Origin of the sequence: Kribbella hippodromi (genome assembly GCF_039531045.1) — a bacterium.
GTDB classification, from domain to species: domain Bacteria; phylum Actinomycetota; class Actinomycetes; order Propionibacteriales; family Kribbellaceae; genus Kribbella; species Kribbella hippodromi.
In genome coordinates, this window is sequence record NZ_BAAAPH010000023.1 from 119,754 (window position 1) to 134,789 (window position 15,036).

Annotated in this window: 15 protein-coding genes, 1 tRNA gene and 1 pseudogene; 12 read left to right on the top strand and 5 right to left on the bottom strand. The window is 67.7% G+C overall.

Annotated elements, in window-relative coordinates:
• Positions 1–35: 35 nt before the first annotated feature.
• From ABD260_RS30005 to ABD260_RS30045, 9 genes and pseudogenes are all read left to right on the top strand, one after another.
• On the top strand, positions 36–794 hold the full coding sequence (locus tag ABD260_RS30005; protein ID WP_344238880.1) for a methylenetetrahydrofolate reductase: 759 nt from the start codon (positions 36–38) through the stop codon (positions 792–794).
• A gap of 34 nt (positions 795–828) precedes the next feature.
• Entirely contained in the window at positions 829–1,122 is a 294-nt protein-coding gene (locus tag ABD260_RS30010) for a hypothetical protein (protein ID WP_344238882.1), read from the top strand.
• A 3-nt stretch (positions 1,123–1,125) separates the two neighbouring features.
• Positions 1,126–1,512, top strand: a complete 387-nt coding sequence (locus ABD260_RS30015; RefSeq protein WP_344238884.1) for a PIN domain-containing protein — start codon at positions 1,126–1,128, stop codon at positions 1,510–1,512.
• A gap of 195 nt (positions 1,513–1,707) precedes the next feature.
• Positions 1,708–1,923: pseudogene (locus ABD260_RS30020) on the top strand (4Fe-4S binding protein); the annotation flags it as partial.
• Positions 1,924–2,111: 188 nt separating this feature from the next.
• On the top strand, positions 2,112–2,606 hold the full coding sequence (locus ABD260_RS30025) for an NADH-quinone oxidoreductase subunit J family protein (RefSeq protein WP_344238886.1): 495 nt from the start codon (positions 2,112–2,114) through the stop codon (positions 2,604–2,606).
• 2 nt (positions 2,607–2,608) lie between these two features.
• Complete coding sequence (gene nuoK / locus ABD260_RS30030) at positions 2,609–2,986, top strand: NADH-quinone oxidoreductase subunit NuoK (protein ID WP_344238888.1); 378 nt, start codon at positions 2,609–2,611, stop codon at positions 2,984–2,986.
• Complete coding sequence (locus ABD260_RS30035) at positions 2,983–4,740, top strand: NADH-quinone oxidoreductase subunit 5 family protein (protein WP_344238890.1); 1,758 nt, start codon at positions 2,983–2,985, stop codon at positions 4,738–4,740. The genes nuoK and ABD260_RS30035 overlap by 4 nt, the downstream gene beginning before the upstream one ends.
• The gene (locus ABD260_RS30040; RefSeq protein ID WP_344238892.1) at positions 4,737–6,221 is read left to right on the top strand and encodes a complex I subunit 4 family protein; all 1,485 of its coding nucleotides are present in this window, start codon (positions 4,737–4,739) and stop codon (positions 6,219–6,221) included. The genes ABD260_RS30035 and ABD260_RS30040 overlap by 4 nt, the downstream gene beginning before the upstream one ends.
• 11 nt (positions 6,222–6,232) lie before the next feature.
• A complete protein-coding gene (locus ABD260_RS30045) occupies positions 6,233–7,669 on the top strand; it encodes an NADH-quinone oxidoreductase subunit N (RefSeq protein ID WP_344238894.1) in 1,437 nt (478 codons plus the stop codon).
• Here the strand turns inward: ABD260_RS30045 and ABD260_RS30050 are convergent.
• Positions 7,637–8,512: an arylamine N-acetyltransferase family protein gene (locus ABD260_RS30050; RefSeq protein WP_344238896.1), complete on the bottom strand. Its 876-nt coding sequence runs from the start codon at positions 8,510–8,512 to the stop codon at positions 7,637–7,639. The two genes, ABD260_RS30045 and ABD260_RS30050, sit on opposite strands and share 33 nt — an antisense overlap.
• 61 nt (positions 8,513–8,573) lie before the next feature.
• Here ABD260_RS30050 and ABD260_RS30055 point away from each other — a divergent pair, with 61 nt between their 5' ends.
• Positions 8,574–9,590, top strand: a complete 1,017-nt coding sequence (locus tag ABD260_RS30055) for a lactonase family protein (protein WP_344238898.1) — start codon at positions 8,574–8,576, stop codon at positions 9,588–9,590.
• On the opposite strand, the gene ABD260_RS30060 is transcribed toward ABD260_RS30055, so the two are convergent.
• Together ABD260_RS30060 and ABD260_RS30065 are read right to left on the bottom strand one after the other, a co-directional pair.
• The gene (locus ABD260_RS30060; RefSeq protein WP_344238900.1) at positions 9,587–9,895 is read right to left on the bottom strand and encodes a hypothetical protein; all 309 of its coding nucleotides are present in this window, start codon (positions 9,893–9,895) and stop codon (positions 9,587–9,589) included. The genes ABD260_RS30055 and ABD260_RS30060 overlap by 4 nt on opposite strands.
• A complete protein-coding gene (locus ABD260_RS30065; RefSeq protein WP_344238902.1) occupies positions 9,892–10,761 on the bottom strand; it encodes a phytanoyl-CoA dioxygenase family protein in 870 nt (289 codons plus the stop codon). Before ABD260_RS30065 ends, ABD260_RS30060 begins: the two co-directional genes overlap by 4 nt.
• 101 nt (positions 10,762–10,862) lie before the next feature.
• On the opposite strand from ABD260_RS30065, the gene ABD260_RS30070 reads away from it, so the two are divergent.
• A complete protein-coding gene (locus ABD260_RS30070; protein WP_344238904.1) occupies positions 10,863–11,630 on the top strand; it encodes an AraC family transcriptional regulator in 768 nt (255 codons plus the stop codon).
• Between the two features lie 743 nt (positions 11,631–12,373).
• Here ABD260_RS30070 and ABD260_RS30080 read toward each other — a convergent pair.
• The gene (locus ABD260_RS30080) at positions 12,374–13,354 is read right to left on the bottom strand and encodes a phosphotransferase enzyme family protein (protein WP_344238908.1); all 981 of its coding nucleotides are present in this window, start codon (positions 13,352–13,354) and stop codon (positions 12,374–12,376) included.
• Positions 13,355–13,489: 135 nt separating this feature from the next.
• Positions 13,490–13,981, bottom strand: coding sequence for a YajQ family cyclic di-GMP-binding protein (locus ABD260_RS30085; protein ID WP_344238910.1), 492 nt, complete (start codon positions 13,979–13,981; stop codon positions 13,490–13,492).
• A gap of 82 nt (positions 13,982–14,063) precedes the next feature.
• Here ABD260_RS30085 and ABD260_RS30090 point away from each other — a divergent pair.
• Positions 14,064–14,149: transfer RNA gene (locus ABD260_RS30090), tRNA-Tyr, on the top strand.
• The last annotated feature ends 887 nt before the right edge of the window (positions 14,150–15,036 follow it).

Here is a 15,036-nt window from a genome sequence, read left to right on the forward strand (position 1 = left end):
GGTGGGTGGGGTGGAGGTTCTGTAGGGTCCAGCGGGTGGCTGGATTCGAGCTGGTGTGTGAAGTGGAGCCGCCGACGCGGCCCGATCTGCAACGAGTACGGCACCAGATCGGGGTGATGAGCCCGATCGCCGACAAGTTCCTGATCCCCGACAACCACATCGGCCGAGCGACCGTGTCCAGCGTCGCGGTGGCGAACGAGGTGCAGCTGATGGGCGCGCGCGGCGTCGCCTGCCTCAACTCCCGCGACCGGAACCTGCTCGGTTTCCGCCGCGACCTGCTGACGGCGGCGGCGTACGGGGTGGACGAGTTCTTGTTCGTGCACGGCGACGACCCGGCCGAGGGCGCCCGCACCAGCCAGCTGACTGTCCGCCGGATGATCGAGCAGACCCGCGAGACCACGTACCCAGGCCGGGCGCCCTTCAAGGTCGGCGCGGCCACCCGGCTCCGGTCCGTACCGCGCTGGAAAGCCGAAGCCGACTTCCTCTACGTGCAGGTCAGCTACGACCTGGACGAACTGCTCCGCTGGCGGGAGTCGGTCCGGCTCGACATCCCCGTGTACGCCGGCGTGATGGTGCTCGCCTCCGCGAAAATGGCGCAGAACCTGGCCGCCCTGCCCCAGCTGACGATCCCGCCCACCCTGATCGAGGCGGTCGAGCGGGACCGGGACGCCGGCGTCGACCACGCCTGCGAACACATCCTGAAGATCCGTGACTCCGGCGCCTTCGACGGCGTTCACCTGGTACCGGTCAGCCGCTACCGCCAAGTCGCCGCCCGGCTGGAGCGTGACCTCTGAATCACTCTCCGTCGATGTGTGTATAGTTAGGCGCATGCCCCGCATGCAGATCTACCTCCCGGACGATCTCTACGCCGAAGTCAAGGCCCGCAAGCTGCGCGCTTCGGAGCTGTTCCAGCAGGCGGTGCGCGCCGAGATCCGCCGGCAGCAGCTGATCGACGCGGCCGACGAGTGGCTGGCCGAGCAGCTCGCCGAGCACGGCGAACCGTCGCTCGACGATCTCGCCTGGGCGGAAGAGTTCGTCGCGGAGATGAAATCCCACCTCCGTCCGCCGGACGAGGAATCCAGCGGCCAGATCGCCGTCGACACCACCCGAAAGGTGAGCTGAGCTGTGCGGGAAGCCGTTCTGGACAGCGGAGCTGTCAGTTTTTTCGTGCAGAGCTCGAGCCGGGCACGCGCGCTGGCGGCGGTCCTGACCATGGAAGACCTGTGGCCACCGGTCGTGCCGTCGGCCGTCCTGGTGGAGTGCCTGACCGGCCACCCGGAGAAGGACATGAAGACCAACAGGTTCCTGAAGACCTGCGACATCCGGACGGACCTGAGCGAGCTGGCGGCGCGCCGGGCCGCGAAGCTGCGGACGGCGGCCGGTCAGGGTTCAGCTGTCGACGCGATCGTGATCGCCGTTGCCGAGCCGCACGGACTGGTCCTCACCGGCGACACCGCGGACCTCAGCGCACTCGCTGCGAATGCCGTCGGCGTTCGGATCAAGACGATTTGACCGGGTGTGTTGTGAGTGGGGGAACGGCTAGGGTCCTGTTGAGCGGATGGGAGGTGGATCGTGGGGTTGCCTGGTAAGGGGCTGGTGGACGGGCTGAAGGTCACGGCGCGGACGCTGGCCCGGCGGTCCGTCACCGAGCAGTACCCGGATGTGCTGCCCGAGCTGCCGCCGCGGAGCCGCGGAGTGATCGCGCTGATGGAGGAGAACTGCACCTCCTGCATGCTGTGCGCCCGCGAGTGCCCGAGCTGGTGCATCTACATCGACTCGCACACCGAGACCGCGCCGTCGGTCGGTGAGCAGGCCCGCGAGCGCAGCCGGAACGTGCTGGACCGGTTCGCGATCGACTTCAGCCTTTGTATGTACTGCGGGATCTGCATCGAGGCCTGCCCGTTCGACGCGCTGTTCTGGTCGCCCGAGTTCGAGTACGCGGAGACCGACCTTCGCAACCTGACCCACGAAAAGGACCGCCTCCGGGACTGGATGTGGACCGTCCCGGCACCTCAGCCGATCGACCCGGGCCCAGCCGCCGAAACCCAGCCCACGCCGAACCAGCCCACGCCGAACCAGCCCGCGCCGAACCAACCCTCGCAGGACCAGGCGTGACGACGGTTCTGTTCGCCGTCGCCGGGGCGGTGGCGGTGGTGGCGGCCGTCTTCGTCGTCACGTCGCGCCGGATCGTGCACGCGGCGCTCTGGCTGGTGGTCGCGCTCGGCGGGGTGGCCGGCTGTTTCGGCGCGCTGCACGCCGAGTTCGTCGCGCTGGTGCAGATCCTGGTGTACGTGGGCGCGATCGTCGTCCTCGTGCTGTTCGCCCTGATGCTGACCAAGGCCCCGACCAATCCGCTGCCCGGGATCACCACCGGCCGCAGCCCGTTCGCGGCCGTCGTCGCGGGCGGGCTCGCGCTACTGCTCGGCACCGGCGTGGTGCTTGCCTTTGGCAACGAGAAGATCAAGCCGGTACCGAACGGTTCGGCCGAAGCCGTGGGTACGCAGGTGTTCAAGACCTGGGTGCTCCCGTTCGAAGTCCTGTCGGTTCTCCTGCTGGCCGCGCTGATCGGCGCGATCGCCCTGTCCCAGCGGAAGAAAGAGGACTGACGGTGCCGCTGATCCTCCCGCTCCTGCTGGCCGTCGTCCTGTTCTGTCTCGGTGTGTACGGTGTGCTGGCGCGCCGCAACGCGATCACGATGCTGATGTCGTTCGAGCTGATGCTGAACGCGGTGAACCTGAACCTGGTCGCCTTCGACGCCTGGCGCCTCGACACGGCCGGCCAGACGCTGGCCGTCTTCGTGATCACGCTGGCCGCGGCCGAGATCGGGCTCGGGCTGGCGATCGTGCTGCTGCTGTTCCGCGGCCACGGCCACGTCGACGCCGACGCGGCGCGTGACCTGGTCGAGCCGCCTGACCTGGTCGAGCCGCCTGACCTGGTCGAGGCACCTGACCTGGTGGAGCCGCGGGATCGGGTGAAGCCGTCATGATCGCGACCGTCTGGCGGGTCACGGGGGTCGCGTTCTCGCTGCTGATCCTGCTGTTCGCGGCCCTGCTGCACGGCGCCACGCCCGGCCAGGTCGCGTTCCTGAACTCTCCGGTCGGCGATCTCACCATCGGCTTCGCCGCTCGCACCGACGACCTGACCGTCTTGCTGCTGGCAGTGGTCGGCGTGATCGCGACGTGCGTCCAGGTGTACTCACTCGGGTACCTGCAGGAGCGCCCCGCCTCGTACCACGCCCTCGTCACGTTGTTCACCGCCGCGATGGTGACGGTCGTGATTTCGGACAGTCTGTTCTTCCTGCTGATCGGCTGGGAGGTGATGGGCGCCTGCTCGTACCTGCTGATCGGCCACTACTGGGAGCGGCGCGACGCCCGGTCCGGTGCGGTCAAGGCGTTCCTGATGACCCGGTTCGCCGACGTCGGCTTCCTGTTCGGCATCTTCGTGCTCGGCGTCGGCGCGCACACGTTCCGGATCTCGGAGCTCGATCCGGCCCGCATCTCACCCGGCGTACTCACCACCGGGGCGCTGCTGCTCCTGGTCGGGGTGATCGGCAAGTCGGCGCAGGTCCCGCTGCAGACCTGGCTCCCGGACGCGATGCCTGGTCCGAGCCCGGTCAGCGCCCTGATCCACGCGGCCACGATGGTTGCCGCCGGCGTCTTCCTGATCGCCCGGCTGTACACCGTGTTCTCGGCCTCGCAGACCACGCTGACCGTGCTGGCGATCGTCGCCTGCGTGACCATGCTGTTCGCCGCGTTGTGCGCTTCGGCCGCGGTCGAAGTGAAGCGCGTCCTCGCGTGGTCGACGGTCAGTCAGCTCGCGATCATGTTCTCCGCGCTGTCCCTCGGCACGGCCGGCGGCCGGCACGCGGCGCTCTTCCACCTGGTCACGCACGCCGCCTTCAAAGGCCTGCTGTTCCTGTGCGCCGGTGTGCTTCTGCATCAAGTCGGCAGCGCGGCCCTCGTCGTCCTGCGCCGGTACACGCGCCGCGGCCGGTTGCGTAAGGCGTTGCGCGTGACGTTCGTGACGATGACGGTCGGTCTCGCGGCGCTGGCCGGCGTACCAGGGTTTGCGGGGTTCTTCTCCAAGGACACCGTGATCGAGGCGGCCTGGGAGCGGGCGCACGACGGGTCGGCGATCGGCTGGGTCGTCCTGGTGTCGGTCTGCCTGACGGCGGCGCTGACCGCGTTCTACTGCGTACGACTCTGGCTGTGGGTGTTCTTCCGGACGCCCGCGCTCGCCGGTGGGGTCGACGCCTTCGAAGAGGGCAACGCCGAGCTGGACGATCCCGATACGTCCAAGCTGTGCGATGCGCCCTGGGTGATGCTGGCGCCGCTCGTACTGCTGGCCGTCGCCGCGATCGCCCTTGGGTACGCGGATGGCGTACACCTCAACTGGGTGATCGGGTTGATCTCGACCGCATTGGTTGTCCTCGGAGCCTTCCCGGCGTACTCGCTGTGGCGCCGCGGGGCAGATCCCCGGCCGGTCGTGCTGGAGCGTGAGTTCGGTGTCGACCCGGCGTACCACGGCGCGGTCGTCGTCCCGGTACGCTGGCTGGCGAAGCTGACCGTCGCGGGCGATCGCGATGTCGTCGGCGCGTACGTCCGGGCGGCGGGTCGCGCGGGCACGCTCGCATCGCAGGGCTTCCGCCGGTTGCAGACCGGCAACGCACAGACGTACCTGACTGCCGCCGTGATCGGTGTGGTCGCGCTGGCCGTGCTGGCTGGGGTGATCGGCTCGTGAACGCACTCCTGCTCGGCATGCTCGCGCTGCCGATCCTCGCCGCGCTGGCGCTGTGGGCGGTCCCGGCCCCGCTCGGCGACAAAGTCGCGGCCGCGTACGGGTCGGTGATTTCGGGACTGGTGCTGGCCGGAGCGATCGTGCTGTGGACCGCCGGGCCGCCCGGCAACGAGCTGTACGCCGAGCTGGACGTGCCGTGGATTCCGTCCCTGGATGTCCGGTTCCACGTCGGCGTCGACACGATCTCGGTGCCGCTGATCGCCCTCACCGCACTGCTCACGTTCGTCTGCTGCCTGTACTCGCTGAAGATCACGCCGCGGATCGGGCGGACGCGCTCGCTGATCGCGCTGCTGCTGGTGATCGAGGCGGGTGTGCTCGGGACGTTCTCGGCGCTCGATCTGGTGCTGTTCTTCGTCTGCTTCGAGATCGTGCTGATCCCGATGTGGCTGGTGATCGACATCTGGGGCGACCATCACGACCCGGCCGGCCGGAAGCGGGCCGCGACCACGTTCATCCTGATGACGGTGTTCGGGTCGGCGCTGATGCTGCTCGGGTTCCTGCTGGTGCAGCGCGTCGCGGGGACGTTCGACATCGCGTACCTGGCGTCGTCGCCGGTGCGCGGCGGGCACGGCATCCCGCTGGCCGCGGCGGTGCTGATCGCGGTCGGTCTGGCGGTGAAGGTGCCGCTGTGGCCGTTGCACATCTGGCTGCCGGACGCGCACGCCAAGGCCCCGACCGTCGGTTCGGTGCTGCTCGCGGGCGTGCTGCTGAAACTCGGTACGTACGGGATGATCCGGATTCTGGTGCCCGTGCTGCCCGATGCGGCCTCGACCATCGCGCCGTACCTGGGCGCCTTCTCGACGGTCGCGATCGTGGCCGGATCGCTGGCCTGTCTCGCACAGACCGACGTGAAGCGGCTGATCGCGTACTCAAGCGTGGGGCACATGGGCTTCATCGGGCTCGGCATCTCGACGCTGTCACCGGCCGGGCTGCGCGGCGCGCTGTTCGCGAACATCGCGCACGGGTTGATCACCGGCCTGCTGTTCTTCCTCGCCGGCGCGATCAAGGACCGGCACGACACCAGTGACCTGCGCGCGATCGGGCGCGCCTTGTACGCCCGGTTGCCGCGGATCGCCGCGCTGCTGACGTTCGCCTGCCTCGCTTCGCTCGGTCTGCCCGGGCTGGCCGGGTTCTGGGGCGAAATGCTGGTGCTGCTCGGGGCGTACGATCCGGCGCCGTGGTTGCCGCGGACAACGTTCTTGGTGTTCATGGTGATCGCCGGGCTCGGCACCGTACTGACCGCGGCGTACTTCCTGCGCCTGGTTCGCAACCTCTGCCAAGGTGACCCGGCCGAAAACCCACCGGCCGCCTTTGCCGTCGACATCAGCGGCATCGAGCTGGTCACCTGGACTCCGTTGATCACCCTGACCGTCCTGCTGGGCGTCTGGCCCGGTCTCCTTCTCCAGCAGTGGGGTGCACTGTGACCCTGACCTGGATGGATTGGCAGGCGATCGCCGTCCCGCTGGTGCTGGCGATCGGTGCGGTCGCGGTGCTGCTCGTAGACAGCTTCTGGAAGAGTGCCTCGGCCGAGCTCCGGCACACAGTCGTCACGTTGCTGACCAGCGGGGTGATTCTCTTCGGGCTGGTCTTCGTCTGGGCGCAGCGGACCGATTTCAAACCCGCGTTCTGCCGGACGGCCGTGGAGGGTCCGGCGGAGTGCAGTCTGGTCTTCGAGCCGTTGACCGCCGGGTTGTGGGCAGTGCTCCTGGTCGGTGGGCTCGGCGTCGTCGGCCTGTCCGCGTACCGATTGCTGGCCGCGGACATCCCGATCGGCGAGTACCACTTCCTTCTGCTCAGCGCGCTCACCGGCGCGACCGTACTGGCCGGTGCGCGGGACCTCGCGACGCTGGTGATCGCGCTCGAGGTGGTGTCGCTGCCGAGCTTCGCGATGGTCGCGCTGCGGCGGGACCGGCGTGGTTCGGAAGGTGCGCTGAAGGCGTTCCTGGTGTCGGTGCTGTCGACCGCGGTGATGCTCTTCGGCGTCTCCTACTTGTACGGCGTGACCGGATCGCTCTACCTGAGCACGATCGCCAACCGGTTGAGCGGTCTGGACCCAGATCTGGCCCGGGTGGCGTTCGCGGCCGGGTTGTTCGTCATCGTCGGGTTCGCGTTCAAGATCGCGGCCGTGCCGTTCCACGGGTGGCTGCCGGACACGTACGTCGGCGCTCCGGTCGAGGTCACCGCGTTCCTCGCCGTCGTGTCGAAGTCGGCCGGAGTCGCCGGACTGCTGGTGCTGATGACGTCCGGGATCGCGCCGGACGGTTCACACCTGCGGACCGTCGTCGCCATCCTCGCCGCCGTCACGATGACGGTCGGCAACCTCGCCGCGCTGCGTCAGGTCGAGGCGGTCCGGCTGCTCGCCTGGTCGTCGATCGGGCAGGTCGGCTTCCTGCTCGCGCCGCTCGCCGTCAGCGACGCCCAGGCAGTCGTCGGCTATTTGGCGGCGTACGTCGTGGTCACGCTCGGCGCCTTCGGAGCCGTCGCCGTCGTGCAGCGGCACCGCCCGGGCGGCCGGCTCACCGACTACCGCGGCATGGTCCGCTCCGAGCCGGGCCTCGCGGCCGCGCTGATCTTCTTCCTGGTCGTGCTGGCCGGCCTGCCGCCGGGGCTCGCGGGGCTGTTCACCAAGTTCGCCGCGTTCCAGGCCGTGATCGACGCACACCTCGGCTGGCTGGCGATCGTGATGGCGATCAACGTGATGATCGGCCTGGCCGTCTACCTCCGCTGGGTCGCCGAACTCTTCCGGCTCCCGGCCGACGACCCGTTCTCGGTCGACATCGAAACGCCGGCGGTCGCGATGATCTCGGTGTTCGCCGCGGTCACCGCCGTCGTCTCGGTCCTACCCAGCATCCTCTTCGCGCTCGCCACCTGACGTCCGCGCCACGAACTCCTCGTACTGCGTCCACACCCGGCGCCACAGCCGGTCGCGGTCGGCCGGCCCGTACTGGGGGAGTGGTAGCCGGAAGATGTCCGCGAGGGCGGTGAAGTAGTCGGCCGGGTTGTCGAGCAAGGTGTGGTCGACCCGGTCGGCGAAGTTCTCGCTCATCCCGATGGAGCGCACCACGACAACCGAATCCGGCGTACGCCGGAAGGCCGACGCGACCGTGACGAACGGGGACGCCGGATCTGCCGAGAGCGCGGCGTGCTGCGCGGCGAAGGCGTCCAGCCCGGCCGGCGCCGACTCGAAGTCCATGCCGATCAGGCCCTGCCGTGGATCGTGGTCGAGCCGCCAGCCGTCGGCGGTCTTCTCCGACCGCCGCAGCCGCAGCGTGAACGGGTCCTGCTCGGCCGTGCCGATCTCCAAGGGCATCGGCTGCCGCAGCCCGTCGCCGAGCCCCGCGTCGACCAGCCAGACCCGCTCCGGGTCCTCGGCCAGTCCACTCACGGTCAGCACCATGTGTGTGGCATCGATGTCCGGATCGCGACTCATGGTGTGGACGCTGCCGCGGTGCATGCGTACGTCGTATCCGAGCGTGGTCAGCAGCAGGGCGAAGCTGCCGTTCAGCTGGAAGCAGTACCCACCGGCTTCGCGGGCGATGATCCGCTTCGCCGAATCCTCCGGTTCCAGCGGACCGCCGAGCGCGAGCTGGTACTGGATGGTCTCGTACGGGACCTGGTCCACGAACGCCTCATGCAGCTGGGTCAGCGCCTCCAGCCGCGGCGGCCCGTCGTACGCCCCAATCCCGATCCGTCGCAGAAACGCTGTGCTGTCCATCCGATCACACTAGATGGACAGACGCGTGCTCGGTGGCCGGTGAGCTGGCAGGGTATGGCCTATGACTTCTGAGCGGATCTATGTCGGCAGCTACACCAGTCAGGCCGGCGGTGGGGACGGGATCGCGTTCGGCACGCTGGACGGGCTCAAGACGGTGGCGACCCTTGCCGACCCGTCGTTCCTGGTCAGGTCCGCCGACGGCCGGTTCCTGTACACCACCAACGAGGAGGACGCCGGCAGCGTCACCGCCTTCGCGATCCAGCCGGACGGCGCCCTGGAACTGCTGAACAGCCGGCCGACCGGTGGTGCGCATCCGTGCCACGTCGTCATCGACCCGTCGGGGCGGTTCCTGTTGTCGGCGAACTACTCGTCCGGCTCAGTCGCCGTACACCCGATCAACGCCGACGGTTCGCTCGGGGAGACCGCCGCACTCGTCCAGCGCGAGGGCACTGGGCCGAACCAGGACCGGCAGAGCGGACCGCACGCCCACCAGGTCGCCTTCGACTTGGGTGGTCAGTACGTGTTCGACGTCGACCTCGGCAGCGACACCGTGTACTCGTCGACGCTCTCCGCGGACGGCCAGTTGACCGAGGTGGACCGCCTGCACATCCACCCGGGCGCCGGTCCACGGCACTTGGTCTTCCACCCGATGGCGACCGCGGCGTACGTGATCAACGAGCTCGACTCGACGCTCACCGTCTGCAGCTATCTCGACGGGAAGCTGCAGACCGTCCAGACCGTGTCGACCCGGCCGGCCGACTCACCGGGCGAGAACTACCCGGCCGAGCTGCTGATCTCGTCCGACGGCCGCTTCCTGTACGGGTCGAACCGGGGCGATGACACCATCGCCGTCTTCCAGGTCGCGGCCGACGGGCTGAGTGTCGAGCTGGTGCAGACCATCAGCTCCGGCGGTCACTGGCCGCGGCACCTCGCCTTCAGCGTGGACGGGACCAGGCTGTACGCCGCCAACGAGCAGTCCGACCAGATCGCCACCTTCAGCATCGGTGGCGACGGACAGCTGACCGCTCAGGGTGACACGGTCAGCTGGCCGAAGCCGGTCTGCATCCTGCCGCTCTAGACGAGCTTCTCGAAGAAGAACTCGTGCTTGAGGAAGGACACGTCGTACTCGTGACCCGGGTACGGCTGGTGCAGCTGTGACGCCTGGAACAGCCGCCAGCCGTCCTTGAGCGCGTCCAGCCCGGTCGCGTACGGCGGAACGTCGGAATCACCTGTCGTCGGGTGCGTTTCGCCGGTTCCGTCGTACGCCGACCAGCCGACTACGCGGGCGTCCAGCGCGGACGAGGCCAGGTACAGCACCAGCACCTGCTGCCTCAGTCCGGTCAGGGGACCGGTGACCTGCGGGGTCTCTGCGGTGGCGGTCATGCCATCTCCTTCTTGCTCGCGCCGGCGTGCGGGTTGTTGACGCGGTCGGCGACCACGCGCTGCGGGCGGTTCGAGACGCGGGTGACCCAGTAGTTCGGGTCGTAGGTGTCGTCGCCGCTGATCGCGCGCCACATCAGGATGCGGTTGTACCGCTCCAGCCGGCCGGTCGCGTTCTCGTACCAGGGGAACGACTGCTCCAGCTCGGCCGCGACCGCCTCGTCGTACAGGTCGTCGGTGTTCCAGAGCCGGACCTGCCGGACGGTCGGGTTGAACCGGATCTTGAACATGTAGCGATCGAGGTCGCTGTCGTTCTTCCGGCCGCCGTGCCAGATGCCGTGGTGCAGGAACTGAACGGTTCCCGCCGGGCAGACCAGCCGGGTCTGACCGAGCAGGTTCTGGTACCGGCCGGTGTCGGACTCGTTGGTCTTGCGCAGGTGGCTGCCCGGGACGCTCAGGGTGCCGCCCATTTCGAGCGTCACGTCCTGCGGGTAGTACATCAGCTGGACGTCGAACGCGTCGGTCCGTACGTCGATGATCGCGTCGCCGTGCAGGTTCTGCGCCTCACCCTCGTGCGCCTTGCGGATGTGCACCGCGTGGTGATCGACGGTCGGTTCCGGACCGACCAGGCTGTGGATCGCGCCCGCCACCTCGGGCAGCTGCACCAGCCGCTGGACGAAGTCGCTGTCCACGAACGCCTCCGACAGCGGCGTGCCGTACGGAACTCCGGGGATGCCGTTGTTCAGGACCTCGATCGCCTGCTGGTTCATGTCGTCCGGAACGACCGCGTCCATCCGGAGCGCGCCGGTGGCGACGAAATGCGCCATCTGGACCGAGGTGAGCAGGTGTTTCCGATGCGGCTGCGGCATCAAGACTCCCATGATCAGTAGTGGTCGCTACTCCTCCAGGCTAGATTCGATTCCTGTGCCAATGCGTGGGTTGTGATCACCACTGGTGGTAATTTTTCACCATGATCGCGTTGCACCTGGAGACTCCGCCGGAGGTCGTGAACGCCGGCGCGGGCATCCACGGCGTCCGCAAACTGCGCGAGGTCTTCCGGCTCCCGGACCTTTGGCAGCTGCATCTGTACAACTACTCGGCCGAGCTGACCTTGCTGGGGACGACGTTTCCGGTCGCGCCCGGGTACGTCTCGCTGACCCCGGCCGGGACGCAGGTGCAGTTCGATTATCAGGGACGGTCGGAACATTTGTACGCGCATTTCCGGCCGGTTGTCGCGGGCGAGCCGTCGTACGTACCGGTGGTCCAGGACGTGGGGGATGCGGCGCCGCTGCTGTCGCGGCTGCTGCGGTCGGCGGTCGAGTCGTTACCGTCCGGTTCCGGCCGGACCCGGGCGGAGGTTTGGGCTGCTTTGTGGCGCATCGCCGAGCTGGCGCCGGCGACCACGGAGGCCGGTCATCCGGCGGTGTCCACCGCGATCGCGCACATTGAGGCGAATCTTGCTCAGCCGCTGACCGTGCCTGCCCTGGCGCGGCTGGCCGGGGTGTCGCACAACCACCTCACGCGGCTGTTTCAGGCTGAGACGGGGCAGACGGTGATCGCGTACATCCGTACCCGCCGGATGACGCGCGCGCGGCACTTGCTGGTGTCGTCGACGTTGTCGATTCCCGCTGTCGCTGCTTCGGTTGGCATTCCGGATCTGCAAGCGTTCAACAAGACGTGCCGGCGCGAGTTGGGCGCTGCGCCTCGGGTGGTGCGCAATGCCGTGGCCGGGGGTTAGCGTTCACGGCATGTATTCATAAGTCGGAGGCCAAGCGGTCTTAGGAAGACAACTCACAAGACCAACTCCTTGGCTCACAGAACGACATGGCTACGATCCGACTTAAGTACTCCGAGCGCCGGTCCGCGTACTTTCCGGAGTGGGAGTTCTATCTGGTGTCGTCGGACGAGCGGTTGATCGGTGGTTGCTGGGGCGTGCCGCTGGCGTGGGACGGGACCGTCGGGGATCTGCCCGGTGGGTTCACCGGGTCGTTGGTGCGGGCGGTGACGGGGCATGAGGAAGGTGTTGTACCGAACACGTTCGTGCTGATGGCGGCAGCCGTACGCTCCGATGAACAGGGGCGCGGGCATTCCAGCCGGGTCATCACCGCGGTCCGGGACCGGGCTGTGGCCGGCGGGTTGGGGCGGGTGCTCGCACCGGTACGACCGACGTTGAAGTCGCGCTATCCGCTGACACCGATCGAGACCTTCATGACCTGGACTCGCGCGGATGGGTTGCCGTTGGATCCTTGGTTGCGTACTCATGTCCGGCTGGGCGCGACGGTGCTTGCGCCGGCTCCTGCTTCGCAGACGATGACGGGGTCGGTTGCGGAGTGGGAGGAGTGGACCGGGATGGTCTTTCCTAGCAGCGGGGTGTACACCATTCCTGCCGGGCTGACGACGCTTGCTGTTGATCGGGCGGCGGACTTGGGGACGTACGTCGAACCCAACATCTGGCTTCGCCACGCTTAGTCCGTGGCCGGTTTAGCTGGTGGCGAGGGCGGCCAGGCCGGTGGTGAGGATGCCTTTGGTGACTTCGAGCGCGTACGCCTCGTCGGGCCCGGTGATGGCTTGATGCGACCAGCCGATGACGTCCTCGTACGCTCGAACGTGCCGGTAGTAGTGAATCGCTTGGTCGTCCAGCTCATGCGGCCCGTATCCCGCTAGAAACGCGTCCTGCTGAGCGACCGTGCCGGGCCCGACGTCACCCATCCCACCGAGCATGAACATCAAGTCCTGCTCCCGCGGCGCGAGAATCACGTCATCCCAATCAATCAAATGCAGTTCCGCGCCGGCCGCCGCATGGCCGCCCCGGGGACGTCCGCCCTCCGGGTCGCTCCGCCCGACGAGGACGTTGCCGAGGTGCGGATCGCCGTGGCACACCACCCGCGCGCCGTACGGCTCCTGAGGCCTCTTCGTGCATAGATCATCGATGACCTCGCCGTACTCCGCCCAAACCGCGGCCAGCTCCGCCTGTACATCCCCCTCCGGCGCCTCCAGCCGCGTACGCACCTCCCGCTCCACCGCCGGCATCCGCGCATCAATGTGACTGTGCTTCGGCAACGCCTCCCGAAGCCGGTGCGGCGGCTCAGCATCATGCACCCGCCGGATGAGCCTCCCGTACGCCCCCCACTGCTGCTCCGAAAGCCCACTCTCGGCCGCCCGTACCCCCTCGATCCACGGCACCACCGTCAGCCGCTTCTTCGCGTGCACGCTCCACAACCCACCATCAACCGTCCGGACCATCTCCGGTACCCCAGGCACCCCACTGTCAGCCAAGAACGCCGCCACCTGATGCCCCGTATTGGTCCCCGCCCCACTCCACTTCACCGCGTACGCATTGGTAGCCGTAACCACCTTCCACACCCGCGCCGCGACATCCGCCCCATACCCCACGGACGTGATCTCGCCCACATCCAACCCAAAATCCCCCAACAACCACTTCCGCAACAAAGTCTCACCCACCCCCACCACAATGCCCGCCCAACCACCCCGCCATCCACCCACTTTGAGAAGTCACCACGCACAACCTCGCGGAAAAAACACGCGGTGACTTCACAAAGCCGACCCCATGCGGAGTGGGAGTGGTGAGCGCGCGGGTCAGCGGTAGTTCACGAACTGCACCGCGAAGTCGTAGTCCTGCCCCTTCACCAGCGCCTGCACCGCCTGCAGATCGTCCCGGCTCTTGCTGGACACCCGCAGCTCGTCCCCCTGGATCTGCGCCTTCACGCTCTTCGGTCCCTCGTCCCGGATCAGCTTGGAGATCTTCTTCGCGTTCTCCTGGGTGATCCCGGCGTCGATCGTCGCAGTGATCTTGTACACCTTCCCGGACAGCTTCGGCTCCTCCGCGTCCAGCCCCTTGAGCGAGATCTGCCGCTTCACCAGCTTGTCCTTGAACACGTCGAGCACCGCGCTCACCCGCTCCTCGGTGTTCGCCTGCATCTCGATCGACTCACCCGACCACTTGACCCCCGCATCCACGTTCTTGAAGTCGAACCGCTGGCTGATCTCCTTCGCCGCCTGGTTCACGGCGTTGTCCACCTCCTGACGGTCAACCTTGTTCACGATGTCGAAGGAGGACTCCGAAGCCATGGGCACTACCTTTCCGATTTGCTGTCAGGGCCACTACCTGTTGTATCGTCTCCCACGCCGGTTCACGAACCAGCACCACCCTGGCGGGTTGCCCGAGCGGCCAAAGGGAGCAGACTGTAAATCTGTCGGCGTATGCCTACGCAGGTTCGAACCCTGCACCCGCCACCAGCAGTAAAGAAGGCCCCTGACCAGCGGAAACGCTGGTCAGGGGCCTTCTTCATGTGTGGGTGTCGCGGTTGGCGGGGCGCGGTCTGGTGTGGCGATTCGTGGGTGTTCGGGTCATGTACGGGGTGTCGTTTCAGGCGGTTGTTCTGGTGGGGGCGACGGGGATCATCCGCGGGGCGAGGCGTGCTGGCAGTTGATGCGGTATGTGCGGACCCGCGTGCGGTTTGCAGTTCCTTTGAGGTCGGCCGGCGATCGTGTGCGGCAGCTTGGGTGGGTGCTGATGTCGGGGTTGCGTTCGGGGCGCTGGGTGTGAGTTGGGGCTGGGAGGATGGGGCGATGGTGAAACGGGTGTTGGGGCGGCGGGAGGCTTCGGAGGCGGTTGAGGGGGTGGGGTGGCGGTTCTTGTTGGGGGCTTTTCATGGGGTTGTGGGGGTGGGGTCGTTGGAGCGGGCGGCCCGGGTGGGGGTGGAGGCTGTGGGGGTTTGTGGGGAGTACGGGGACGGGCATCTGCGGGTTGATGTTCGGGCTGATCGGGTTGTGTTTGTGTTGCAGTCGGTGGAGCGGGGGTGGGTTACCGGGCGGGATGTTGAGCTGGCGCATTTGATTTCGGGGGTTGTGGAGAAGGCTGGGTTGGTGGTGGGGCCTGGGATCGGTGCGGGGGCTGGGGATGCAGCGGGGGCTGGGGTCGGTGCGGGGGCTGGGGGTAGTGGGGGAGCTGGGGTTGGGGCGGCGGGTGGGCGGTCTGTGCAGGTGTTGGAGATTGCTGTTGATGCGATGGATATTGCTGGGGTTCGGCCGTTCTGGAAGGCGGTGTTGGGGTACGCGGCCGAGGCGGGGGCAAGTCGGAGGCCAAGCGGTCTTAGGAAGACAACTCACAAGACCAACTCCTT

Coding starts and splice junctions, on each gene's coding strand:
- ABD260_RS30010 (WP_344238882.1), top strand. CDS start 829: ATGCCCCGCATGCAGATCTACCTCCCGGACGATCTCTACGCCGAAGTC.
- ABD260_RS30035 (WP_344238890.1), top strand. CDS start 2,983: ATGATCGCGACCGTCTGGCGGGTCACGGGGGTCGCGTTCTCGCTGCTG.
- ABD260_RS30045 (WP_344238894.1), top strand. CDS start 6,233: ATGGATTGGCAGGCGATCGCCGTCCCGCTGGTGCTGGCGATCGGTGCG.
- ABD260_RS30050 (WP_344238896.1), bottom strand. CDS start 8,512: ATGGACAGCACAGCGTTTCTGCGACGGATCGGGATTGGGGCGTACGAC.
- ABD260_RS30055 (WP_344238898.1), top strand. CDS start 8,574: ATGACTTCTGAGCGGATCTATGTCGGCAGCTACACCAGTCAGGCCGGC.
- ABD260_RS30060 (WP_344238900.1), bottom strand. CDS start 9,895: ATGACCGCCACCGCAGAGACCCCGCAGGTCACCGGTCCCCTGACCGGA.
- ABD260_RS30065 (WP_344238902.1), bottom strand. CDS start 10,761: ATGCCGCAGCCGCATCGGAAACACCTGCTCACCTCGGTCCAGATGGCG.
- ABD260_RS30070 (WP_344238904.1), top strand. CDS start 10,863: ATGATCGCGTTGCACCTGGAGACTCCGCCGGAGGTCGTGAACGCCGGC.
- ABD260_RS30085 (WP_344238910.1), bottom strand. CDS start 13,981: ATGGCTTCGGAGTCCTCCTTCGACATCGTGAACAAGGTTGACCGTCAG.